Annotated in this window: 24 protein-coding genes and 1 pseudogene; 11 read left to right on the top strand and 14 right to left on the bottom strand. The window is 65.7% G+C overall.

Annotated elements, in window-relative coordinates:
• Window positions 1-78 precede the first annotated feature (78 nt).
• From ACSSV8_RS05915 to ACSSV8_RS05885, 7 genes are all read right to left on the bottom strand, one after another.
• Window positions 79-288 (bottom strand): hypothetical protein, encoded by a 210-nt coding sequence (locus ACSSV8_RS05915; protein ID WP_354537502.1) that lies wholly within the window; start codon window positions 286-288, stop codon window positions 79-81.
• A 90-nt stretch (window positions 289-378) separates the two neighbouring features.
• Entirely contained in the window at window positions 379-705 is a 327-nt protein-coding gene (locus ACSSV8_RS05910; RefSeq protein ID WP_454281823.1) for a TraR/DksA family transcriptional regulator, read from the bottom strand.
• A gap of 60 nt (window positions 706-765) precedes the next feature.
• Window positions 766-1,701 carry a FliM/FliN family flagellar motor C-terminal domain-containing protein gene (locus ACSSV8_RS05905; protein ID WP_354537500.1) on the bottom strand — a complete coding sequence of 312 codons (936 nt, stop codon included), beginning with the start codon at window positions 1,699-1,701 and terminating at the stop codon, window positions 766-768.
• Between the two features lie 65 nt (window positions 1,702-1,766).
• Complete coding sequence (locus ACSSV8_RS05900) at window positions 1,767-4,463, bottom strand: ATP-binding protein (protein WP_354537499.1); 2,697 nt, start codon at window positions 4,461-4,463, stop codon at window positions 1,767-1,769.
• Complete coding sequence (locus tag ACSSV8_RS05895) at window positions 4,460-4,747, bottom strand: hypothetical protein (protein ID WP_354537498.1); 288 nt, start codon at window positions 4,745-4,747, stop codon at window positions 4,460-4,462. Before ACSSV8_RS05895 ends, ACSSV8_RS05900 begins: the two co-directional genes overlap by 4 nt.
• Window positions 4,744-5,112 carry a response regulator transcription factor gene (locus tag ACSSV8_RS05890; RefSeq protein WP_354537497.1) on the bottom strand — a complete coding sequence of 123 codons (369 nt, stop codon included), beginning with the start codon at window positions 5,110-5,112 and terminating at the stop codon, window positions 4,744-4,746. Before ACSSV8_RS05890 ends, ACSSV8_RS05895 begins: the two co-directional genes overlap by 4 nt.
• Window positions 5,113-5,183: 71 nt before the next feature.
• Complete coding sequence (locus tag ACSSV8_RS05885; RefSeq protein WP_454281822.1) at window positions 5,184-6,488, bottom strand: helix-turn-helix domain-containing protein; 1,305 nt, start codon at window positions 6,486-6,488, stop codon at window positions 5,184-5,186.
• Window positions 6,489-6,732: 244 nt separating this feature from the next.
• Between ACSSV8_RS05885 and ACSSV8_RS05880 the strand changes: the two genes are divergently transcribed.
• The 3 genes from ACSSV8_RS05880 (at window position 6,733) to ACSSV8_RS05870 (ending at window position 9,972) form a co-directional block, all read left to right on the top strand.
• Window positions 6,733-8,130: a M20 family metallopeptidase gene (locus tag ACSSV8_RS05880; RefSeq protein WP_454281821.1), complete on the top strand. Its 1,398-nt coding sequence runs from the start codon at window positions 6,733-6,735 to the stop codon at window positions 8,128-8,130.
• A gap of 154 nt (window positions 8,131-8,284) precedes the next feature.
• On the top strand, window positions 8,285-9,214 hold the full coding sequence (locus tag ACSSV8_RS05875; RefSeq protein ID WP_354537494.1) for an ABC transporter ATP-binding protein: 930 nt from the start codon (window positions 8,285-8,287) through the stop codon (window positions 9,212-9,214).
• Window positions 9,211-9,972, top strand: coding sequence for an ABC transporter permease (locus tag ACSSV8_RS05870; protein ID WP_354537493.1), 762 nt, complete (start codon window positions 9,211-9,213; stop codon window positions 9,970-9,972). Before ACSSV8_RS05875 ends, ACSSV8_RS05870 begins: the two co-directional genes overlap by 4 nt.
• Here ACSSV8_RS05870 and ACSSV8_RS05865 read toward each other — a convergent pair.
• Both ACSSV8_RS05865 and ACSSV8_RS05860 read right to left on the bottom strand, forming a co-directional pair.
• Complete coding sequence (locus ACSSV8_RS05865) at window positions 9,962-10,144, bottom strand: hypothetical protein (RefSeq protein WP_354537492.1); 183 nt, start codon at window positions 10,142-10,144, stop codon at window positions 9,962-9,964. The genes ACSSV8_RS05870 and ACSSV8_RS05865 overlap by 11 nt on opposite strands.
• Window positions 10,145-10,335: 191 nt before the next feature.
• Entirely contained in the window at window positions 10,336-10,410 is a 75-nt protein-coding gene (locus ACSSV8_RS05860; RefSeq protein ID WP_454281867.1) for a hypothetical protein, read from the bottom strand.
• Between the two features lie 165 nt (window positions 10,411-10,575).
• Here ACSSV8_RS05860 and ACSSV8_RS05855 point away from each other — a divergent pair, with 165 nt between their 5' ends.
• From ACSSV8_RS05855 to ACSSV8_RS05845, 3 genes and pseudogenes are all read left to right on the top strand, one after another.
• A complete protein-coding gene (locus tag ACSSV8_RS05855) occupies window positions 10,576-10,911 on the top strand; it encodes a hypothetical protein (protein WP_354537491.1) in 336 nt (111 codons plus the stop codon).
• Between the two features lie 141 nt (window positions 10,912-11,052).
• Window positions 11,053-11,220 (top strand): annotated as a pseudogene (locus ACSSV8_RS05850) (AsnC family transcriptional regulator); the annotation flags it as partial.
• Between the two features lie 3 nt (window positions 11,221-11,223).
• Complete coding sequence (locus ACSSV8_RS05845; RefSeq protein ID WP_354537490.1) at window positions 11,224-12,069, top strand: M20/M25/M40 family metallo-hydrolase; 846 nt, start codon at window positions 11,224-11,226, stop codon at window positions 12,067-12,069.
• A 3-nt stretch (window positions 12,070-12,072) separates the two neighbouring features.
• Here ACSSV8_RS05845 and ACSSV8_RS05840 read toward each other — a convergent pair whose 3' ends face one another.
• The 5 genes from ACSSV8_RS05840 to ACSSV8_RS05820 form a co-directional block, all read right to left on the bottom strand.
• Window positions 12,073-12,309 (bottom strand): Lrp/AsnC ligand binding domain-containing protein, encoded by a 237-nt coding sequence (locus tag ACSSV8_RS05840; protein WP_354537489.1) that lies wholly within the window; start codon window positions 12,307-12,309, stop codon window positions 12,073-12,075.
• A gap of 66 nt (window positions 12,310-12,375) precedes the next feature.
• A complete protein-coding gene (locus ACSSV8_RS05835) occupies window positions 12,376-15,231 on the bottom strand; it encodes an error-prone DNA polymerase (protein ID WP_454281820.1) in 2,856 nt (951 codons plus the stop codon).
• A gap of 175 nt (window positions 15,232-15,406) precedes the next feature.
• The gene (locus ACSSV8_RS05830) at window positions 15,407-16,252 is read right to left on the bottom strand and encodes an urea carboxylase-associated family protein (RefSeq protein WP_354537487.1); all 846 of its coding nucleotides are present in this window, start codon (window positions 16,250-16,252) and stop codon (window positions 15,407-15,409) included.
• Between the two features lie 4 nt (window positions 16,253-16,256).
• Window positions 16,257-16,463: a hypothetical protein gene (locus tag ACSSV8_RS05825; RefSeq protein WP_354537486.1), complete on the bottom strand. Its 207-nt coding sequence runs from the start codon at window positions 16,461-16,463 to the stop codon at window positions 16,257-16,259.
• A gap of 3 nt (window positions 16,464-16,466) precedes the next feature.
• Entirely contained in the window at window positions 16,467-17,042 is a 576-nt protein-coding gene (locus ACSSV8_RS05820) for a carboxymuconolactone decarboxylase family protein (protein WP_454281819.1), read from the bottom strand.
• 344 nt (window positions 17,043-17,386) lie between these two features.
• On the opposite strand from ACSSV8_RS05820, the gene ACSSV8_RS05815 reads away from it, so the two are divergent.
• Genes ACSSV8_RS05815 through rodA form a run of 5 tightly spaced genes read left to right on the top strand, consistent with a single transcriptional unit; the run spans window position 17,387 to window position 22,976 of the window.
• Entirely contained in the window at window positions 17,387-18,433 is a 1,047-nt protein-coding gene (locus ACSSV8_RS05815; RefSeq protein WP_354537484.1) for a rod shape-determining protein, read from the top strand.
• A gap of 32 nt (window positions 18,434-18,465) precedes the next feature.
• Window positions 18,466-19,368 carry a rod shape-determining protein MreC gene (gene mreC, locus ACSSV8_RS05810; protein WP_454281818.1) on the top strand — a complete coding sequence of 301 codons (903 nt, stop codon included), beginning with the start codon at window positions 18,466-18,468 and terminating at the stop codon, window positions 19,366-19,368.
• A complete protein-coding gene (locus tag ACSSV8_RS05805) occupies window positions 19,361-19,900 on the top strand; it encodes a rod shape-determining protein MreD (protein ID WP_454281817.1) in 540 nt (179 codons plus the stop codon). The genes mreC and ACSSV8_RS05805 overlap by 8 nt, the downstream gene beginning before the upstream one ends.
• Window positions 19,897-21,840, top strand: a complete 1,944-nt coding sequence (mrdA, locus tag ACSSV8_RS05800; RefSeq protein WP_454281816.1) for a penicillin-binding protein 2 — start codon at window positions 19,897-19,899, stop codon at window positions 21,838-21,840. Before ACSSV8_RS05805 ends, mrdA begins: the two co-directional genes overlap by 4 nt.
• Window positions 21,837-22,976: a rod shape-determining protein RodA gene (gene rodA, locus ACSSV8_RS05795; protein ID WP_454281815.1), complete on the top strand. Its 1,140-nt coding sequence runs from the start codon at window positions 21,837-21,839 to the stop codon at window positions 22,974-22,976. Before mrdA ends, rodA begins: the two co-directional genes overlap by 4 nt.
• Window position 22,977: the final 1 nt, after the last annotated feature.

Raw genomic sequence — 22,977 nt, 5'->3', positions numbered from 1 at the left:
GGTTCCGTCCGTGACTTGGCCCCTTGTCAATTACTACGGCTTATCGGTGCGGGCGCAAGTCTGGCGGTTCGGGCGCGGTCAGACAGGCATATTGTCGAACTCGGCCTCGATGGCCTCGCTCAGCAAAGTCTCGTGCAGGGTTTTGATGCGCGCTGGCACAGCGTGGCCTTCATTGCGCAGGCTGGCAATCACGCTGCGCACTTGCGGCTCAAGCGTGTAGCGGGTGTCGGGCGCGGCGGCCCGGACGAGGGTCTGGAGACGGTCAAGCTCCGCTGTAAGATAGGTCATGGCAGTCCTCCCAAGCAGGCCTCAACCATAGCGTGTTATGGCCTCGCGCGAAACGGATATCGCATCCGCGCGACGGAATTGTGAACAGCGTCACGAAATTTGGGCAGCGCAACGCTGACAAAGCGGGGTTTCGGGCAGAATATCGAGCCGCGCGGTCGATATCTCCTCGGCGCACCGGGTGCAGGTGCCGTAACTGCCCGTGCGTATCCGGTCGAGCGCCGCGCGGATGCGCGCGATCTCCGCCTCGCCCGCCTGTCCGAGATGTTCCAGAACCTCGTCGCCCTCGCGTTCGATGGCGTCGTCGTCCCAGTCGCTGTCGCGGGGGGCGTCAAGCTCGGCCTCGATGGCGTGGAGGCGCGCGTCCAGTTGGTGCAGGCGGCGCAGAAGGGCGTCGCGGTAGATGGTGGTATCAAGCATGGCGGTCCTCCCTTTGCGCGTCAGACTCGCATGTTTGCGGATTTTCGGCCTTGACCCATGTCAACCGGGGCTCTCGGCGAGCGGTTGGGGCGCATCCTGCCCCGGTGCGGATTGCGTCACCGGCCCCGAGAGCCGCAGGGCGCGCCAGCCCTCGCGCTGGCCAAGTCGTCCCTCGGCCACCCCGTGCCCGCCCGGGGCCACAAGCTGCGCGGAGCCCAGGCTGTCACGGGGCAGGCTGAGCCGGTCCCCCGGCTTGAGCGTCATGGCCCTGCGCAGCGGCAGGTTGAGCCGGGCAAGCACCACTTCGAGCACGGCCGGGGCCGCAAGCGCGATGGTGGCCAGATCCGATGTGGTCTCCGCGCGGCGGGGTGTCGCCATGTTCCCCGCGCGCGCCGGCGGCGCAGCAAGGGCCGGGGGAAGAAGCAGGTCGAGCCGCCCGTTCCGGGTGCCCTGTTCAAGGTCGACGGTGATGCGAAAGAGGTCAAATTCGGGTGCGGGAAGAAGCAGCGCCAGCGCGCGCCCGTCATCGACCCGGTCGCCATAGCGAAAGCCGCTCGGCGGTTGGGGCGGGTGGCCCGCCGCCATTTCCGCGTCGAAGCCCGCAAGCACGGCGTCGATGAGCGGGGCGACCATGGCCGCGTCGGTGCGGGTGGCGGGGCGCGGGCGCACCGAGCCCGGCAGCACCTGCCCGATCGTCTGCACTTCGATCACCCCGGCCATGAGCGCCAGATCGAGCCGCAAGGCCCCGCGCGCGCCGCCCGTCCCGTCGAGGAGCATGAAGAGCCCCTCCGCCCCCAGTGCGCGCTCTATCTCGCCCGCCTCGATCCGGCGCTGTTCGACGGTGGCCACGGTCAGCGCGAGGCCGAACAGCGTATCGGCCGCGCGCGCCAGCGACAGGCGCAAGGCCTTCACCGGCGACATCACGCGCGGATCGCTGGATTCGCGCGTGGCGCGGGTCTTGCGTCGGAGAACCGATGCCTGTTGCAGGACCGTCATGGGCGGGGCCGTCCACATTCTGTGTCGATCCCCATCACCCTAGCGGCCAGGCCTTACCATTTCGTTTACACGGCTTCTTGCGCGGCCACGCGGTCGGTCATGAGCGGCAGGGTCACGCGAAAGGCCGCGCCCTTCTGACCCGGCAGGTAGGAAACCTCGCCGCCGAGCCGCTCCATGATCTCGCGGCAAATGGCAAGGCCGAGCCCCGCGCCGCTTGCGCGGGTCTGGCCGATGCGCGAGAATTTCTCGAAGATCACGGCGTGTTTGTCGGTGGGGATGCCGCTGCCATTGTCGACGAAATCCACCACAAGCTGACCGTCCGAGACCGTGACCCGAATATTGAGGATCGCGGGCCTGGCATCGCAATACTTGCGCGCATTGCTGATGAGGTTGATGAACACCTGCGCCAGCCGGTCGAGATCGGTGGTCAGGTCAACCTGTTCGTTCGCGCGCACCCGCCGGATGCGGAACCCGTCCCCATCGCCGCCCGCCGCGCGCACGGACCGGTCCAGCAGCGCCTCGAGCGTGCCGGTCTGGATATTGAGTTCCACCTGCCCGTTCTCCAGCACACTGAGGTCCAGCAGGTCGTCGAGCAGCCGCGTCAGGCGCACGGTCTCGTCATGGATGATGGTGGCGTATTTGCTTTGCTCGTCGGGGCTGAGATCCTCGGTGTCGCGCAGGATTTCGGAAAACGCCCGGATCGAGGTCATCGGCGTGCGCAGCTCATGGCTGATCTGGCTGAGGAAGCCGTCCTTTTGCACCGAGATCTGCGTGAGCGTCTCGTTGGCCTGCCGCAACTGGCGTGCGGTGCGGGCGAGTTCCTGCGACTTGGCCTCAAGCTGGCTGGAATATTCCATGATCTGCGCGGTTTCATCGGCCACCGCCATCAGGTCCTCGACCGAGACAGCCGCCCCGCCCACGATCTGCCCGATCATCGCATGGGCGGTCGCCGCGCCCACCGATCCCGCCAGCGCGCGCTCCAGTTCCTGAAGGAAATCGGGGCTTGGTTCGGGCAGGTAGCCCACCACGCCCTGTCGTCCGGCAGCGGCCGCAAAAAGCGCCTGCGCCTCGCGCGCGCCCATGATGCGCTGCGCCATGATCAGCAGGTCCTCGCTCTGGGCCATGCCGCCGGACCAGCCACCCGGCGCACTTGGATGGTCAAAGGAATTGACGAACTGCGCCCCTTGCAGCCGTTCGAGCGGTTGCGGAAAACTCAGGAGCGACCCCAGGATGAAGGCCGAGACATTGAGCAGCAGCGACCACATCAGCGCGTGGATCACCGGGTCCATGCCCTCGGCACCGAAAAGCGCGCGCGGGCGCAGCCAGCCTTGCCCCCAAAGCCCGTGGTCGAACACCGTCTGCGGCAGAATCGCGGACGGTCCGAAGCTGGGCAGGAACAGGCAGTAAAGCCAGACCGCCGCGCCAAGGACCAGCCCCGCCAGCGCGCCCGTGCGTGTCGCGCCGCGCCAGAACAGCCCGCCCATCAGCGCGGGCAGGAACTGCGCCACGCCGACAAAGGCGATGAGACCGATCGCCGCCAGCGCCGTGCCGCCCCCCGACATCCGGAAATAGACATAGCCCAGAAACAGCACGCCCCCGATGCTGAGCCGCCGCGCCATCAGCGCCACGGTGCGCACATCGCCCGAGACAACCGCCGCCATGCCCGAGTAATGCAGCCAGAGCGGCATCACCACATGGTTGGAAACCATCGTCGAGAGGGCGATGGCCGCCACGATCACCATGGACGTGGCGCTGGAAAACCCGCCGAGGAACGACAGGATCGCCAGCCCGTCGCGGCCCTCCATCAGCGGCAGGGTCAGCACGAAGAGGTCCGGGTTGGCCCCTGCGGGCATCATGTCGAGCCCCACCACCGCGATCGGCACCACGAAGAGGCTCATCAGCATGAGATAGGCCGGGAACGCCCAGGCGGCGGTGCGCAGGTGCTCGTCCGCCTCGTTCTCGACCACCAGCACCTGAAACATGCGCGGCAGCGTCAGAAAGGCCATGGCCGACAGCATCGTGAGGCCGACCCAGCGGCTCCCCGAAACCTCGAAACGGGCAATGGCGGAGGTCTCGATCCGGTCAAGCGTCGGCCCGATGCCGCCCGAGAGCCCCCAGACAACGAACACGCCGACCGCGAGCAGGGCAAAGAGCTTGACCACCGCCTCGAGCGCGATGGCCATGACCACGCCGTGGTGACGCTCGTTGGCATCGAGATTGCGCGTGCCGAAGAGAATCGTGAAGAGCGCCAGCCCCCCCGCGACCCAGAGCGCGGTGGATTGCATGTCCGGCAGCGTGCCTGCCTCCGGGTCTGTCCCGGCAAAGGCGGCAAACGACAGCGTGACCGATTGCAGTTGCAGCGCGATATAGGGCGTGGTGGCCACAACCGCGAGCACCGTCACCAGCACCGCAAGCAGGTTCGACTTGCCATAGCGCGAGGAAATCAGATCGGCGATGGAGGTGATGCGCTGGCTGCGGCCCACCCGCACCAGCCGCCTCAGCGTCCACCACCAGCCGACCATGACGAGGGTGGGACCGAGATAGATCGTGACGAACTCAAGCCCCGAGCGCGCTGCAAAGCCGACCGCACCATAGAATGTCCAGGCGGTGCAGTAGATCGAGAGCGACAACGTATAGACCACCGAGGAGCGTAGCCAGCTTCCCCGCCCCATCATCGCCGCACGATCCGCCGCGAAGGCGACCGTGAAGAGCAGCACCACATAGAGCAGGCAGACCAGGATCAGCAGGTTGAGAACGGTCATGCTCCACCTGGTCCCTGGTGCTCGTTGCGCGTGTCGTCACGGTCGTTCTCGTCAAGGCGCAGATGACGCGAGATGATCGCGGAGGTGAGGATGAGAATCACCCACAGGCCGAAGATATAAACCAGGGATTGCACCGTGCTGTCGGAGGCCGGCGACCCCTTCCACAGCAGCGGCAGGCAGAAAAGCACCCCGCCGATGAGCGGCAGTATCCGCGCCGCATCCGCCACGCGCCGCCGCCGATAGCTGCGCCGGGCAAGAAAGAGCGGGGTGCGCTCGGGGCTCACGTCTGTGCCAGCGCGCGCACGGCGGCGAGCATATCGGCATTGGAAAAGGGCTTGGTCATGTAACGGCTCGCGCCCGCGCGCTCGGCCAGTTCGCGGTCACGGGTCTGGCCGCGCGCTGTCAGCATCAAGACGGGTGTGGCGGCGAAATCCGAATCCTCGCGGATTTCGCCCAGGATGTCATAGCCGCTCTTGCCCGGCAGCATGACGTCGAGAATGATCAGATCGGGCGCGCGGCGGCGCACCGCCTCCATGGCGTCATGGCCATTGGCATGGGTCTTCACCTCCCAGCCGTCGCGCGACAGGATGAAACTGATCGCCTCGATGATATTGGGCTCGTCCTCGATCAGCAGAACCTTCTTGCCCATGCACCGGCCTCCCCTCCGTTGCAGGTGCGCATCGCACCCGCGCTCACTATTCTCCATTCCCGCCCGCCCTGTCAAAAGCCCTCTGACAGGATGGACGGTTCGCGCCGCGCGTCGCAGTCCCTGATCGGGCAGATGCGGCAGCTGACGCCGATGCTGCGCACCGCGCCACCCGCCTCGCCCGGATCGGGGCGCAACAGCATATGCGCCCGCATGGTCGCGGGGCGGTCAAAACTGCCCGGCCCCGAGGGTGCCGCGACCGCCAGCGCCAGCACCGTCTCGGCCCCGCGTCCGGCCTGCCGCACCCGCATTCGCAGGGGGGCCATGGGCTGTGCCATTGCCTGATACAGCGGCCAGAGCGCGCAGGCCCCGGTCAACCGGGGGATGGCAAATCCATTGACCGGCTTGCGAAAAATCATCGTGCCCGAGGCATCGCAGATCACAAGGCCGATCGGCCCCGCCACCTCTTCGGGCAGCGCGGCAAGGCGGCGGAAGATGCGCGCAAGCCCTGCACCGGTTGCCTCGGCCAGACGGTCCGGTTCGGTCCCGTGCCGCGAGATCTGCGCTTCCAGCACGGGCAAGGGCAGGGCGCGCGCGTCCTCCAGATACCGCAAGAGAACGGTCTCCAGCAGCGTTTGCGCGGGTGCCGAGAGGCCCTTTTGCGCCTTGGCCGCAACCAGCCGCGCCACATCCCCGGGCTGCGCCTCCGGGGCTTCAAGCTCGGAAAAGTGATAGCCCCGCGCCGCGAGCACCGCGTGCATCTCGTCTTGCGGCGAGGTGAGATCGGCGTCGCGGTTGGGGGCGGCCTCCAGATAGCGCACCAGTGATTGCGCGCCCTCGGTCAGCCGCCCGGCATCCTCGTTGATGTTGCGATGGAAGCGCCCCTGCCATTCGGGTTCCAGTGCCTCGGTCTCGACCAGGATCGACGAGGTGGCGCGGATGGCCGTGACCGCCGAAATCACCTCGTGGAGCGAATCAGCCAGAAATGGATCATGCGCGAGCCGGTCGGTCAGCGTGTCGATCGTGCGCTCCAGGGTCTCGGTCCGACGATGCAGATCGACCACAAGCCCGGCCCAGCCCGGAAAGCGACCGACGAATTCCTCGATCCGGTCGCGCTCTGCCGTCTCACTGTCGCTTGCGGCCTCGCGCAGCGCGCCCACCACCGCCGCTTCGGCCCCTTCGGTCAGGCGTGACGGCTCCACCTTCAGCGCCTCGGCCAGCTTCAGGAGGGTCTTGCCGCCGATTCGGCGGCGGTTGTGCTCGATAAGGTTGAGGTAGGATGGCGATATTCCCGCATGCCGTGCCAGATCGCTCTGGCGCATGCCGCTCAGCAACCGCCTTTCGCGGATCCGGGTGCCGATCATGAGCCGTTCTGGCATTCGGGGGTGTCGCTTTCCATGAGGCAGAGCGGGGTGCAATTTTTTTACAATGATGCCGTGTGGTTTGTCTAATCATTTACAGGCCAACATGCGCACGCTTTCACGTGACGGCAGGCTCGTTATTGACGAGGCCATCTTCATGCCCCAACCTCTGACCGGGTGAGAACCGCAAAGAACCCGGCAATGCCCCGAAATCACGTCGCTACGGGCGACGCAATCACCCAACGGACAGGACAGGCAGGCCATGACGCGCAGCGCCGCAATCGACACCGTTTCGGCCTATTTCGACAACAACGGCTTTCAGACCGAACTTGCCGATCTGGTCGGCTTTGAAACCGAGAGCCAGACCCCCGATCAGGCCCCCGAGCTTGCCCGCTATCTGGCCGAGGCCATGACGCCCCGGCTTGCTGCCATGGGCTTTCGCTGTGTGATCCATCCCAACCCGGTCGCCAATGCCGGTCCCTTCCTGATTGCCGAGCGGCACGAGGGCGATGACCTGCCCACCATCCTGAGCTATGGCCATGGAGACGTGATCCGCGCCCAGACCGATCAATGGCGCGCGGGCCTCCACCCGTTCAGGCTCGTCGAAGAGGGCGACCGGCTCTACGGGCGCGGCACCGCCGACAACAAGGGCCAGCACCTGATCAATATCGCCGCCCTTGATGCGGTGCTTCAAACCCGTGGCGCGCTTGGCTTCAACTGCCGGATCGTCATTGAAACCGGCGAGGAAACCGGCTCTCCGGGGCTTGCCGAGTTCTTCACCGCGCACCACGACAAGCTGTGCGCCGATGTGCTGATCGCCTCTGACGGGCCGCGCCTTCAACCTGAGACGCCGACCATGTTCATGGGCTCGCGCGGCGGTGTCACCTTTGACCTGAGCGTAGAGTTGCGCGAGGGGGCGCATCATTCGGGCAACTGGGGCGGCCTTCTCAGTGATCCGGCGATGATTCTGGCGCAGGCGCTCTCGGTCATCACCGATGCCCGTGGCCAGATCAGGATTCCCGAATGGCGCCCCGACAGCCTGACCGACGATGTGCGCACCGCCCTGCATGGCCTGCCGATCGAGGGCGGCGACGGCCCCGCCATCAACCCCGATTGGGGTGAAAAGACCCTGACCCCGGTGGAGCGGGCCTATGGCTGGAACAGCTTTGCCATCCTTGCCATGACAAGCGGCGTGCCCGAGGCCCCGGTCAATGCGATTTCCGCCCTTGCCCGCGCCACCTGTCAGTTGCGCTATGTGGTCGGCACCACGCCCGAGGACATTCTGCCCGCCCTGCGGCGCCATCTGGACGCGCATGGCTTTGACGCGGTGCGCATCACGCCGCATGACCGGGGGTTCTTCCGCGCCACGCGGCTTGACCCCGGCCACCCTTGGGTCAAGTTCGTCGCCGCCTCTCTGGAGCGGACATCCGGGCAGGCACCGCATATCCTGCCCAATCTCGCCGGGTCGTTGCCGAATGACTGTTTCGCCGATATTCTCGGCCTGCCGACCGTCTGGGTGCCGCATTCCTATCGCGGCTGCTCGCAACATGCCCCGGATGAGCATGTTCTCAAACCCGTCTGCCGCGATGCGCTGCGCCTCATGGCCGGGCTGTTCTGGGATATCGGAGAGGGCGGCACGCCGACGGGCCAGGGCGGCTGAGCGTCACCGGATTTGTGCACACAGGGCAGGTATTCGCGCCAGACCATGCCAGACGGGACAGACCTGCGCGCCCGCGCACATCCCTGTTGCACCCATGGCCGCTTGCAGCCGCGCGCGCACTGTCTAGGTTGTCGCGCAAATGCAAGGACATGCCATGCCCGCCATCGTCGAGGTGATCAACCTCCGCAAGACCTACAAGGACGGGTTCACCGCGCTCTGCGGTGTCGACCTGACGATTGCCGAGGGTGAGATTCTCGCCCTGCTCGGCCCGAATGGCGCGGGCAAGACCACGCTCATCTCGGCGCTCTGCGGGATCACCATCCCCACGGGCGGCACGGCGCGCATAGGCGGGCATGACGTGACCTCCGATTACCGCGCCGCGCGGCGTCTGGTCGGGCTGGTGCCGCAGGAGGTGGCGCTGGAACCCTTCGAGAAGGTCATCAACACCGTGCGATTCTCGCGCGGTCTGTTCGGCAAGGGGCGCGATGAGGCCCTGATCGAGCGCATCCTGCGCCAGCTCTCGCTCTGGGACAAGCGCGACGCCCGCATCCGCGAACTCTCGGGCGGCATGAAACGCCGCGTGCTCATCGCCAAGGCGCTCTGCCACGAGCCGCGCGTGCTCTTCCTCGACGAGCCGACGGCGGGTGTCGATGTCGAGTTGCGCCGTGACATGTGGGAGGTGGTGCGCGGGCTCAAGGCGCAGGGCGTCACCATCATCCTGACCACCCATTACATCGAGGAGGCAGAGGCCATCGCCGACCGCGTCGCCGTCATCAACAAGGGCGAAATCCTGCTGGTCGAGAACAAGGCCGACCTGATGCGCAGGATGGGCCGCAAGACCCTGCGCATCGACCTTGCCACGCCGGTCGCAGAGGTGCCCGCGGCGCTGGCGGACTATGATCTTGAGCGGATAGATGACGGGCATGTGTTGCTTTACCATTACGACACGCGCGGCGAGGGCACCGGCATCACCCGCCTGTTGCAGGCGCTGGCGCGCGAGGGTCTGAGCCTGCGCGATATCGAGACCCGTCAAAGCAGCCTCGAGGAGATCTTCGTGGGCCTTGTGCAGGAGGATGCGGCATGAACCTGCACGCCATCGCTGCCATCTATGTCTACGAGATGAAGCGGTTTTTCCGCACCATCTTTGAATCGCTGCTGTCGCCGGTCATTTCCACCACGCTCTATTTCGTGGTCTTCGGCGCGGCCATCGGCGGGCGCATCGACGAGGTGGAAGGGGTGAGCTATGGTGCCTTCATCGTGCCGGGGCTGATCATGCTGAGCGTGATGACACAGGCCATCTCCAACGCCTCTTTCGGCATCTATTTCCCGAAATTCATCGGCACGATTTACGAATTGCTGTCTGCCCCGATCAATTTCTTCGAAATCGTCATCGGCTATGTCGGGGCGGCGGCGACGAAATCGCTGCTCATCGGTGGGGTGATCCTGCTCACCGCCGGGTTCTTTGTCGATCTCGAGATCCGGCACCCGGTGATGATGCTGGCCTTTCTGGTGATGATCTGCATCAGCTTTGCGCTTTTCGGCTTCATCATCGGCATCTGGTCCGAGAATTTCCAGCAGTTGCAATTGATCCCGCTTCTGGTGATCACGCCGCTGGTGTTCTTGGGCGGCGCGTTCTACTCGGTCTCGATGCTGCCCTCGGCCTGGCAGGTGGTGACGCTGTTCAACCCGGTGGTTTACCTCATCTCGGGCTTTCGCTGGTCGTTCTTCGGGGTGGCCGATGTGGCCGTGGGCTGGAGCCTGATGGCCATCGCGGTTTTCTTCGCGCTTTGCCTTGCCGTGGTGTGGTGGATTTTCCGCACCGGCTATCGGATCAAGGCCTGAGAGCCGGCCATGCCCAGACCCTCACCGGCGTCTTGATGCTGTCGGGCCGGATCAGCGCAACCTTGTGCAGGATGCGGGCCTCCTCGTTGGCATCGGGGGCCGGGTCGGGATCGCCGAAGGCGGACCAGGCCGCTACCATGGCCTGCCATGTGAGCGCGCCCGTCTCGTCCATCGACGGCAACGCTGGACAGCGAGACGCAGGTTGATGTGAAGGCGCGGGTCGATCACCGTGACGTCGCCGGTCTCGGGGTCGCCCGGATCGATGCGGTGAAGGCCCGAGGTGACATCAAGGGTGAGATTCGAGGCCGTCAGCGCCCCCGGCGGCGCGCCGACATGCGGTCATCGACAGATCGACAACGATTTTCATGCCACCACCATCGCGCCGATGCCCCCGGCCGTTGTGCCCGTGGCCCAGACCCGCCTGACGCCGACAGGCAGGATCGTCAGTCAGTCAGCGACATTGAGCGAGGCGTGCCAGAGAAGGCGCGGACACTTGGCAGACACCCAAGTGTGAAAATTTTCGGACAGCCCTGATTCACCCTTTCCGCACCGGGAGAAAATCGGTATAAACATTCGCGTAACCTCAGAGGGAATTAAAAAGTCATGACCAAATTCGGGACCATCATACTCGCAACCATTTTCGGCGTGACGTCGGCTGTTTCGGTGGCGGCACAGGCGCCCGTTGTTCGTCAGGGCAATGAAACCGCCCTTCAAATGGCGAACCGGATCGGTGCCTGTGCGGATGGCAGTTCGATCGTGAGCGCCAACTATGCCGACAACGGAACGCTGCTTCAGGTGCGTTGCGCAGGTGCGGGTGGCGATCTTTCCGGCGGCCTCGGCACTGGCGGCGCTGTCGCTCTCGGTGTGGTCGGCATTGCCATCGTTGCGGCGGCCGCGTCTGGCGGCAGCAGCGGCAGCAGCACGAGCGGCACCAACTGATCCAGCATAATAGGGTTGGCGGCACCGTAATGCGGGTCGCCAGCCTTTGACCATTTCGGACTGTAAGTGTGCGGCCAGCAATGCTGCACATCTACGTTTGTGCGTTAACCAAGGGCCGTTTTCAAATCTGGTCGGTCGTTCATAGAGCGACTTGGCGGTCATGGAAGCGGTTGCGAAAATGAGCGGTTTTCTCTCGATTCGCGTGATCTCGCTATTCCCGACATCTTCCAGTACGATAACAGGACCCCGCAGGCCCGTATCGCTCAGTCGGTCAATCTGTGTGCCGCTGCTGTGCAACGCCGGATCAAGCGGATGGAAGCGGCCGCGGTGATTTCCACCAATGTCGCGGGGGTCAATCCGGTGACGGTGGATCACGGGATCACAGTCTTTGTTGAAATCGAGATGGAAAGCGAGCGCGCCGGGCAGATCGAGGCCGCCAAGCGCCTGTTCGCCACCGTGCCCGAGGTGCAGCAATGCCATCACGTCACTGGCAACACGGATTTCATCCTGCTTGTGGTGGTCCGCACCATGGCCGATTACGCGACTTTGACGCGGCGGCTTTTCTTCGGCAACAACACCGTCAAGCGTTTTCGCAGTTCTCTGTCGATGACCGGTCTTGATCAGCTTGAGCCCGAGATGACCCTCTGGCGGCACGTTTTGCACGCTTCCCGGTGCCTTCATGTCCGCCGAGGACAATTTCGAGATCGTGCTGCGGGGCATGGGGGGCATGCCGCGCGCCCCGACCAGAGCCGCGAGACGCTTGTCGCGGCCGGTGACATGGTGATGGCCCTGCAAACCCTCGTCGCGCGCCGTCTTGACCCGACCGATGCCGCCACCGTGTCGGTCACCGACGGCACGCGCAACGCGCTGCCCGGCATGGCGCGGATCCTTGGCGATGCGCGCAGCTTTGTGCCCGAAGTCTCGGCCATGATCGAAAGCCATCTGCGCCGCATCGCCCGAAGCACGGCGGCACCGGCCATGGGGTCGGAGGATTTCGCGCGTTTTCTCGATCATGTGCCGGGATGTTTCGTTTTTCTCGGCAACGGCGCGGCGTCAAAGCCGCGGCACAATCCCGGCTATGATTTCGATGACCGGGGCCTGATTCACGGCGCGCGGTTTCATGCCGCGATGGCGCGCCACCGGCTGCCGCCCGCCTGACCGTCAGAACGCCTTGAAGGTCAGCGTGGTCTCGGTCCGTTCGATCCCCTCGATATCCAGCAGGTTGTCGTTGATGAACTTGCCGATATCCTCGCCCTCGGGGATGTAGAGCTTGAGCAAGAGGTCGAAGGGCCCGGAGGTCGAATAAAGCTCGGAATGGATCTCGCGCAGCGCGATGGCCTCGGCCACGCGGTAGGACTGGCCGGGCTTGCAGCGGATATTGATGAAGACGCAGCGCATTTCGGCTCTCCCGGTCTGAGGTCACTGGCCGGAGTATTTCCGCAACGCGCGCGATTGTCCATGACCTCAGGCCGGGGTGAGGATGGGCCGCAAAAGCGCCAGCGGATGCGCGCGCAAGGACAGGCGCAACGCCGCGTAATCCTCGATCATCTCTTCGCCAAGGCTCATCTTGGGCAGGTTTGCCGCAGGCTCGTCGATCCCCTCGCCGTCAAGGTCGCGCGCGAAAAGCGGCAGCGGATCGGGGCTGCGGATCGCGCGCGCCTGCCAGAGCGCATCGCGCCGCGTGAGCCCGCAGGCGGCAAAGGCATCGGCCTCGGCCAGCCGCGCGATGAGCGCGGGCGCCAGCCCCGCGCGCCGCCACAGATCCTCGGGGCCAAGATAGCCGTTGCCGCGCGCCGCCGCGATCCAGTCAACCTCGGCGCGCGCCAGCCCCCGCACCTGCCGCAACCCCAGCCGCAGCGCCAGCCCGCCGCGCCCGTCCGGCTCTGGCGTGTTGTCCCAGCACGAGGCGTTGACGCAGACGGGCCGCACCGTCACGCCATGTTCGCGCGCATCGCGCACGATCTGCGCGGGCGCGTAAAACCCCATCGGTTGCGAATTCAGGAGCGCACAGACGAATATTGCCGGGTGATGGCACTTGATCCAGGCGCTGGCGTAAACGAGCAGGGCAAAGCTTGCTGCGTGGCTCTCGGGAAAGCCGTAGCTGCCGAAGCCCTCGATCTGTGAAAAACAGCGCTCGGCAAACGCCATGTCATAGCCGTTCTGCGCCATGCCGCGCAGGAACCGCGTGCGAAACTCGCTGACATTTCCGTGCTTCTTGAAGGTGGCCAGCGACCGGCGCAGGCGGTCGGCCTCCTCGGGGGTGAACCCCGCGCCGATGATGGCGATCTGCATCGCCTGTTCCTGAAAGAGCGGCACGCCCAGCGTCTTGCCCAGCACGCGGCCCAGCTCGTCCGAGGGGAATTGCACCGGCTCCTCACCATTCCGCCTGCGGATATAGGGATGGACCATGTCGCCCTGAATGGGCCCCGGCCGGATGATCGCCACCTGAATCACCAGATCGTAGAAGGTGCGCGGCCGCATCCGGGGCAGGAAATTCATCTGCGCGCGGCTTTCGACCTGGAACACGCCCAGACTGTCGGCACGTCCCAGCATTGCGTAAACGCGCCCGTCCTCGGGCGGCAGGGTGGCGAGGCTGTAGCGTTGCCCGCGATACTCGGCCAGCAGGTCGAACGCGCGGCGGATGCAGGTCAGCATCCCCAGCGCCAGCACATCGACCTTGAGAATGCCAAGCGTGTCGATATCGTCCTTGTCCCAGCAGATCACCGTGCGCTCGTCCATCGCCGCGTTCTCGATCGGCACCAGCTCGTCCAGCCGGTCGGCGGCGATGACGAACCCGCCGACATGCTGGCTCAGGTGACGCGGAAAGCCGATGATCTCGTCCACCAGATCGAGCGTCAGGGCAAGGCGGCGGTCGCGCGGGTCAAGCCCAAGCTCGACCAGCCGCGCCGTATCGGGCCGCCGCCCGCCGCCCCATATCTGCGAGGAGATTGCCGCCAGCAGGTCCTCGGGCAGGCCCATGGCGCGGCCCACCTCGCGGATGGCGCGCTTGGCGCGGTAATGGATCACCGTGGCGCAAAGCCCGGCGCGGTGCCGCCCGTAGCGCGCGTAAATCCACTGGATCACCTCCTCGCGGCGCTCATGCTCGAAATCCACGTCGATATCGGGCGGCTCGTCGCGGGCCTCGGATACGAACCGCTCGAACACCATGGTGCCGATCTCGGGGGAAACGCTGGTCACGCCCAAGCAATAGCACACCACCGAATTGGCCGCCGATCCGCGCCCCTGACACAGGATGCCGCGCGACCGGGCAAAACCCACCACCTCGTTGACGGTCAGGAAATAGGGCTCATACCGCAACTTGGCGATGAGGGCCAATTCGTGCTCCATCATCGCGCGCACGCGGTCGGGCGCGCCCTGCGGATAGCGCCAGCCAAGCCCCTCTTCCGCCAGCCGCCGCAGCCGCGCGGTGGGGGTCTCACCCCCTTCGGCCTCGCTGGGATAGTCGTGGCGGAGCGCGTCGAGCGAGAAGGTGAGACGGTTGGCCAGCGCGGCGGCGCGGTCCACCGCGCCCTCGTGCCCCTTGAAAAGGCGGCGCATTTCCGCCCCTGAGCGCAGCCGCCTTTCGGCATTGGGCAGGGCGTGACGGCCCAGCCGCTCCACCGTCACCCCCAGCCGGATCGCGCTCAGCACATCCGCCAGACGACGACGGTGGGCGCGGTGCATCAGGGGACTGGCAGCGGCCACCGTGGGCAGGCCCAGCCGCGCCGCGACCCGCGCCAGCCGGTCAAACCGCGCCGCATCACGCCCGTCGTAATGCGGGCGCATGAGCAGGTGCAGCCGTGCGCCAAACCGCGCCCCCAGCCGCCGCGCCTGATCCTGCCAGCCGGATGCGCTCTCGGGATGCAACAGCAGATGCAGCCCTGCCGCCCCTTCCAGCACATCGCCGAGGCTCAATTCACAGCCCCCCTTGGCCGCGCGCCGCCGCCCCAGCGTCAAGAGCCGGCAAAGCCGCGCCCAGCCCGCACGGTCCTCGGGCAGCGCGGTGAGCGTCAACCCATCGCGCAGCACCAGCCTTGCGGCGGGGATGAGGCGGGGCGTGTTGGCCCAATCGGGTGCGGTGGGGCAGGGCGCAGGCGGGCCGGTCACCCCCTCCCGCGCCTCCCACGCCTGCCGTTCGCGCACCTGCCGCGCGATCTCGCGCGCGCGGGCATGGGCACGCACGATGCCCGCCACGGAATTCACATCGGCAATCGCCACTCCCGCAAGGCCAAGGGAGGCGGCACGCTCGATATACTCCTCGGGATGGGCGGCCCCGGTGAGGAAGGTGAAATTCGAGGTGGCGCAAAGCTCGGTGAACATCGGAATCGATTCGGTCAGGCAGCGATGGAGTCAGTATGTTCACTTTTTGTTCAGATGTGGAGTCGGGCACTTCCTCACGACAGAGGATGAACAAGAAAGTTGAAAACTTTCTTGAACGGAATTTTTTGAAAATTCCGTTTGCCAACGACGCCGAAGCCGGGACGCGCCGCTACTTTCAACGCCCGTGGCTTTGGTCATAGCCGTTGCGCGCCGGGCCTTGCCAGCCGTCCAGCGCCCCGGCCCGGGGTGCGAACACCTCTACCTTGAGCGGAAAGCACGCCGCCGCATCGCTGGTATGCTCCGAGGAACAATCGCCACCGGGACAGGCGCTCAGCGCGCCCAGAAGGTCGATCTCGGCGAAAAACTCCAGATAGTCGCCGGGGCGAACGGGGCTGGCCTTCATGAAATACTGTCCGGTGTCGCGGGTAAAGCCGGTGCACATGAAGACGTTGAGCACGTCATGCACATGCGCTTCCGCCTCTGCCATCGGCACGCCCAATTCATCCGCCAGCGCGCGCGTCAGGTTCGAGTGGCAGCAATGGTGATACTGCACCCCCGAGAGAAGATTGCCGGTATAGGGATCGCAGCGCGTGCCGATCACATCATGGACCGAGCCGCCATGCTCGTCGATGCCATACCAGCCCAGCGTATCCTCGATGATCGTGGCCATGGGGCGCAGATGGGGGAAGGAGGACCAGAGCCGTTCGCCGGTGGTGACATGGGTGCCATGCAGCGCCCGTGTCTTGCCGGAATAGAACCGCTCCGACAGGTCATGTGCATTCCACAGGTTGAGATCGCCCACCTGAGGGCCGTCAACGCTCTTGATCCGAAAGAACTGCCCCGCCGCCACGCGAAAGCAGGCGGCCTCGCGCGGCGGCGCGATTGCCTCTGCGATCTTCTCCGCCCCCTCGCGCGCGGCACGGTAAAGCGCAAGATCGGGCCGTGGCAGGGTTTCGTTCGGGTAGCAGATCACCGGCGGGATCGCGCGGCGGGCTTCGGCATCGGCGGGGGCTTGGGTCATGGGGTTATCGGCTCCGGTGTGGGGCATGACAAACCCTGGGCGCGTCCCCGTCGCTTGTAAAGACCTCTGCGCCACAGGCCACGCAGTGCCAGCGCACCCGCAGATCGCAGCCGCTCAACCGGTATTCCCGCCAGCGACAGCCGCGCGTGGCGCGGTTGGAAAATATCGCCACAAGGACAAAGGCGACGATCAGCCCGATGACGATCAGCATCCGTTACGCTTTCGCCATCGCCTCGACCATCGCGCCGAATTTCGAGTAGCTGTCCGTCTGGTCCTCGGGGCGCGAGCCTGCCGCCGGATGCCCTTCGGGCGCATCGGCATAGTCGAAATTCACCCCCGTGCCCTCGATGATCCGGTTCATCATGTTGAACAGCGCGCAGACCTGCACCGCCTCATAGAGCGCGGCCTCGGACCAGCCCGCGTCATAGACCGCCTGCGCGTCCCGCTGCACCAGCTTGCTCGGCAGGGTGTTGAGCTTGGCCGCATAGGCCAGGATCGGACGCAGTTTGTCGTCCACCGGCGCCGTATCGAAATCCGCGATCAACGCGTCGATCAGATCGCCGTCGATCCCGAACACCTCGGCATAGGCCCGATGCGCCCCCGCGCAAAAGGCGCAGGCGTTGAGCGCCGAGATATAGGTGGCGATAAGCTCGCGCTCGCCCAGGCTCAATTCCCCCTCGCTGCGCAAGAGGCCGTCGGTATAGTCCATCAGGGGCCGCACATTCTGCGGAAAGCGCGCATAAAGGTCCTTGAGATGCGCGGGGTCGGGCAGGCTTGGCAAAAGCGGCATGTCGGGTCTCCTTTGGACGTGATTGACCACTGTCATACCCAAGCGGGCGCAGGATTTACAGAAGCGGGCGGGATGTTCTCACCCTTGTGATCGCGCGTGCCTGTCGGCTTGCACATGCCTGACAAATCGCTCTCGGACACCATGACGGACGATGCGACACTACTACTGACCGTTTCACACCGCGTCGTCCCGCCTGCGCCGCACACCCCACCCCCGGCGGTTTGACGCCTGTGGGTTTGAAACATTCCCTTTCGCCCGCGCAGCGCCGCCCCTATAACGACAGGCGCTCCGGACCGTGAGTCGCGGGGCTCATCGCGTTCATGGACGACAGGGCACAGGCGCATATGTCTATATTCGATAGGATTCCGAGCCTCTTCTCCTCGGACATGGCGATTGATCTCGGCACCGCCAACACCCTTGTCTATGTCAAAGGGCGCGGCATCGTGCTGTCGGAGCCTTCGGTCGTGGCCTATCACATCAAGGACGGCGTGCGCAAAGTGCTGGCCGTGGGCGAGGATGCCAAGCTCATGCTGGGCCGCACACCGGGCAGCATCGAGGCCATCCGCCCCATGCGCGAAGGCGTCATCGCCGATTTCGACACGGCCGAAGCGATGATCAAGCATTTCATCCGCAAGGTGCACAAGCGTTCGACCTTCTCCAAGCCCAAGATCATCGTCTGCGTGCCGCATGGTGCGACCCCGGTGGAGAAGCGGGCCATCCGGCAATCGGTGCTTTCGGCGGGCGCGCGGCGCGCGGGTCTCATCGCGGAACCCATTGCCGCCGCCATCGGCGCGGGCATGCCGATCACCGATCCCACCGGCAACATGGTGGTCGATATCGGCGGCGGCACGACCGAGGTGGCGGTGCTGTCGCTTGGCGATATCGTTTATGCGCGTTCGGTCCGCGTGGGCGGCGACCGGATGGACGAGGCGATCATCAACTATCTGCGCCGCCAGCAGAACCTGCTTGTGGGCGATTCCACCGCCGAGCGCATCAAGACCACCATCGGCACCGCGCGGATGCCCGATGACGGGCGCGGCACGTCGATCCGCGTGCGCGGGCGCGACCTTTTGAACGGCGTGCCGAAAGAAATCGAGGTCAGCCAGGCGCAGATCGCCGAGGCGCTGGCCGAACCGGTGCAGCAGATCACCGAAGCGGTGATGACCGCGCTCGAGGCGACGCCGCCCGATCTTGCCGCCGATATCGTTGATCGTGGCGTCATGCTCACCGGGGGCGGCGCGCTTCTGGGAGATCTCGATCTTGCGCTGCGCGAGCAGACCGGGCTTGCGGTGTCGATCGCCGAGGACAGCCTCAATTGCGTGGCACTCGGCACCGGCAAGGCGCTCGAATTCGAGAGCCGCCTGCGCCACGCGATTGACTATGACAGCTGAGACGCCCACCTTTTGCTTCGAAGGGGGAGCCATTGGCCAGCGACCGGGGACAGAGCGAGGATTTTAGCGGCCCGCTGAAGCGCCTGCTTCTGGCGGTGCTGATCCTGTGTCTTGTCGCAATCTTCCTCATCTGGCGCATCGACAGCCCGCGGGTCGAACGCTTCCGCGCGCAGGTGGTGGACAGGGTGGTGCCGCAGATGGATTGGGCGATGGCGCCTGTTACCGGGGCGGTCAAGGTGCTGCGCGATTTTCAGTCCTACCAGCGCATGTATCAGCAAAATCAGGACCTGCGCCGCGAATTGCAACAGATGAAGGCGTGGAAAGAGGCGGCGCTCCAGCTTGAGCAGGAAAACGCGCGGCTGCTTGACCTGAACAACGTGCAACTGGATCCGCGCCTGACCTATGTCACCGGCGTCGTGATGGCCGATAGCGGCTCTCCGTTCCGGCAATCGGTGCTGATCAACGTGGGCGCGCGCGACGGCATCATGGAAGGCTGGGCGGCGATGGACGGGCTGGGCCTTGTCGGTCGCATCTCGGGACTGGGGCAAAGCACGGCCCGCGTCATTCTGCTCACCGACACCTCAAGCCGCATTCCCGTCACCGTGCAGCCCTCGGGCCAGCGCGCGCTTCTCATCGGCGACAATTCCCTTGCGCCGCTGCTGGATTTCGTCGAGGCGCCCGATCAGGTCCGCCCCGGCGACCGGGTGCTGACCTCGGGCGATGGCGGGGTGTTTCCGGCGGGCCTTGTGGCGGGGCAGGTCTTTGCCGATCCGGGCGGGCGGATGCGCCTGCGCATCGCCGCCGATTATGAACGACTGGAATTCCTGCGGGTTCTGCGCAGCTTTGCCCGGGAGCGGATCGAGGATCCGGGCCACCTTATCGCGCCGCCTCAGGACGCCACGCCCGCTGAGACGGCGGAGGCGACCAATGGTTGAGACGGCAGCCCTTCACCTCTGGCTCATGCGCGCAATCTATATGGGGATCGCCGGGGCGCTTGTCTTTCTGCACCTTCTGCCACTGGACACGCGGCCGCCGGGATGGGCGGGGCCGGACCTTTTCATCGCGCTTACCTTCGCCTGGGCGGTGCGGCGTCCCGATTATGTGCCGCCTCTGCTGGTGGCGGGGCTGGCGCTCATGATGGACCTGCTTTTCCACCGGCCACCGGGTCTCTGGGCGGCGTTCACGCTGATCGGCACCGAGGCGCTCCGTCGCCGCGCACCGGGCCTGCGCGACCGCACCTTCGCGGCCGACTGGGCGGCGGTGGTCGGCGTTCTGGTGGCCGTCACACTTGGGTATCGGTTTGTGCTCACGGTGTTTGTGGTCGATCAGCCCCCGCTCGGCCTCAGCCTGATGCAACTGCTCTCGACGCTGATTGCCTATCCGCTGGTGGCGCTGGCCTCGCATGTTCTGCTGGGTGTGCGCAAACCCGCGCCCGGCGATATGGCAACGGCGCGGCGGCTGCCATGAGACGCCCTACCCGAGATACCGCCGAGAGCCATCGCCGGATCACCCGGCGCGGCCTTGTGGTGAGCGGGGTGCAACTGGCCGTGCTCGGCACGCTGCTCTTTCGAATGCGCCATCTTCAGGTGGATCAGGCCGACGAATTCCGCCTTCTGGCCGATGAGAACCGCATCAACCTCCAGCTTCTCGCGCCCGCGCGCGGGCGCATTTTTGACCGCGAGGGGCGCGTCATCGCCGAGAATGTGCCGGCCTACCGCATCACCGTCACCCGTGAACAGGCGGGCGACGTGGAGGAGGTGCTGGCCCGTCTTTCCCGTCTCGTGGCGCTCGATCCCGGCGAGCTTGAAAAAGCCCGCCGCGATCTGCGCGAATTGCGCGGTGACACGCCGGTGACGGTGGCCGACCGGGTGGATTGGGAGGCGATCAGCCGCGTCGCTGTCAACGCCCCCGCGCTGCCGGGCGTGACGCCCGAGGTGGGGCTGTCGCGTCGCTACCCGCTGGGCGAGGTCTATGCCCATACGATCGGCTATGTCGGCGCGGTGAGCGCGCGCGATATCGAGCGGCTCGATGCGCCCGAGGCGCTGTTGCGCCTGCCGCGCTTCCAGATCGGCAAGCTCGGGCTGGAGGCGCAGCAGGAAGAGCTGCTGCGCGGCAGCGCGGGCGCCCGCCGGGTTGAGGTCAATGCCGCCGGTCGCATCATGCGCGAGCTTGACCGGCAGGAGGGGCGCCCCGGTGCCGATATCCAGGTCACGCTCGACAACGCGCTGCAAGCTTATACGCAGGCGCGTCTTGCCAATGAAAGCGCGGCGGCGGTGATGGTGGACTGTGACAGCGGCGATATCGTCGTGAGTGCTTCCAGCCCGAGCTACGATCCCAACCTTTTCGTGCGCGGCATCTCGTCTGCCAATTACCGCGCCCTGCTGGAGGACCCGTTGCGCCCCCTGCCCAACAAGGCGGTGCAGGGCATCTATCCGCCCGGCTCGACCTTCAAGATGGTCACGGCCCTTGCCGCGCTCGATGCGGGGCTCATCGACTTCAACGAAACCGTCTATTGCCCCGGCCACAAGGAGGTCAGCGGGCGGCGCTTTCACTGTTGGAAGCGGGGCGGGCATGGTAATGTCAATCTTCATGCGTCTTTGCGCGACAGTTGCGACGTCTATTATTACGAGCTAGCCCTGCGCGCCGGGATCGAGCGCATTTCCGCCATGGCCGAACGGCTGGGCGTGGGGGTGCAATTCGATCTGCCAATGACCAGTGTCGCCAAGGGGCTTGCCCCGTCGCGCGAATGGAAACTGGCCAATCGCGATCAGCCCTGGGTCGTGGGTGACAGCGTCAACGCCTCGATCGGGCAGGGCTTCGTGCTGGCCTCGCCGCTGCAACTGGCGGTGATGACGGCGCGGCTGGCGACCTCGCGCAGCGTCATGCCCCGGCTCATCAAGACAATCGACGGGGTCGAACAGCCCTCGGGCCATGGCGAGCCTCTGGGCCTGAACGAAAACCACCTGCGCGAGATCCGCCGCGCCATGTTCGCCGTCAGCAACGACAATCGCGGCACCGCCTTTCGCAGTCGCATCGCCGAGGACACGCTGCGGCTGGCGGGCAAGACCGGGACCAGCCAGGTGCGCAACATCTCGACCGGGGAGCGCGCGACCGGCGTCATCAGCAATAAAAACCTGCCCCGCGAACAGCGCGACCACGCGCTGTTCGTGAGCTACGCGCCCTTCGACGCCCCGCGCTACGCCGTGGCCGTGGTGGTCGAGCATGGCGGTGGCGGGTCCACGGCCGCAGCCCCCATTGCCCGCGACATGACGCTCCAGGCGCTCTATCGGGGCGATCCACCGCTCGAGGCCTATCCGGCGGCCGACCGCCCACGCATCCGCACCCAGCAGGAAGAGTTGCGCCGCCTGATGGCGCGCCCCGCCCAAGACCCGAGCGACCGCGCATGAGCTACCTGGAATATTCCGTCAAGTCGGCCCCTGCGGGGCCGCGCAAGATCCTCTATCTCAACTGGCCTCTGGCCCTCCTGCTCGTGACCGTCGCCTCGGTGGGCTTTCTCATGCTCTACTCGGTGGCGGGCGGAACCCTCTCGACCTGGGCCGAGCCGCAGATGAAGCGCTTTGCCCTCGGCTTTGCCGTGATGATTGCGGTCGCGCTTGTGCCGATCTGGTTCTGGCGCAACATGTCGCTGCTGGCTTATCTCATATCGCTGGCGCTGCTCATTGCGGTGGCCCTTGTCGGCGTCGAGGGCAAGGGCGCGCAACGCTGGATCGACCTTGGCTTCATGCGCCTGCAACCATCCGAACTGATGAAGATTACCCTGGTCATGGTGCTCGCGGCCTATTACGACTGGCTGCCGGTCTCGCGCGTGTCACGGCCGTTCTGGGTGCTGCTTCCGCTTGCCCTCATCCTGACCCCCGTCGCCATGGTGGTGCGTCAGCCCGATCTCGGCACCTCGATCCTGCTGGTGATCGGCGGCGGCGCGATGATGTTTCTCGCGGGTGTCCACTGGGCCTATTTCGCCACTGTCGTCGCGCTCGGGGCGGGAGCGATCTTTGCGGTCTTCACCAGCCGGGGCACCGATTGGCAGCTTCTGGAGAATTACCAGTATCGCCGCATCGACACCTTCCTCAACCCCGATACCGACCCGCTTGGCGCGGGCTATCACATCACCCAGTCCAAGATTGCCCTCGGTTCGGGCGGCTGGACGGGGCGCGGTTTCATGCAGGGCACGCAATCGCGGCTCAACTTCCTGCCGGAGAAACACACCGATTTCATCTTCGTGACGCTGGCCGAGGAATTCGGCTTTGTCGGCGCGGTCTCGCTTCTGGCGCTTTACGCACTGATCATCCTGTTCTGCATCGCCACTGCGCTCAGCAACCGCGACCGGTTTTCCTCGCTGCTGACGCTTGGTGTTGCGGTCACGTTCTTTTTGTTCTTCGCCGTCAACATGGCGATGGTGATGGGGTTGATGCCGGTCGTCGGCGTGCCGCTGCCGCTGGTCAGCTATGGCGGCTCGGCGATGCTGGTGCTCATGCTGGGATTCGGCCTTGTCCAGAGCGCGCATGTCCACAAACCGAGGTAAG

The sequence above is a fragment of the Roseovarius sp. MBR-79 genome, from assembly GCF_053628555.1.
The sequence above is the reverse complement of the archived record's forward strand: the minus strand, read 5'-3'. Positions and strand labels throughout refer to the sequence as shown.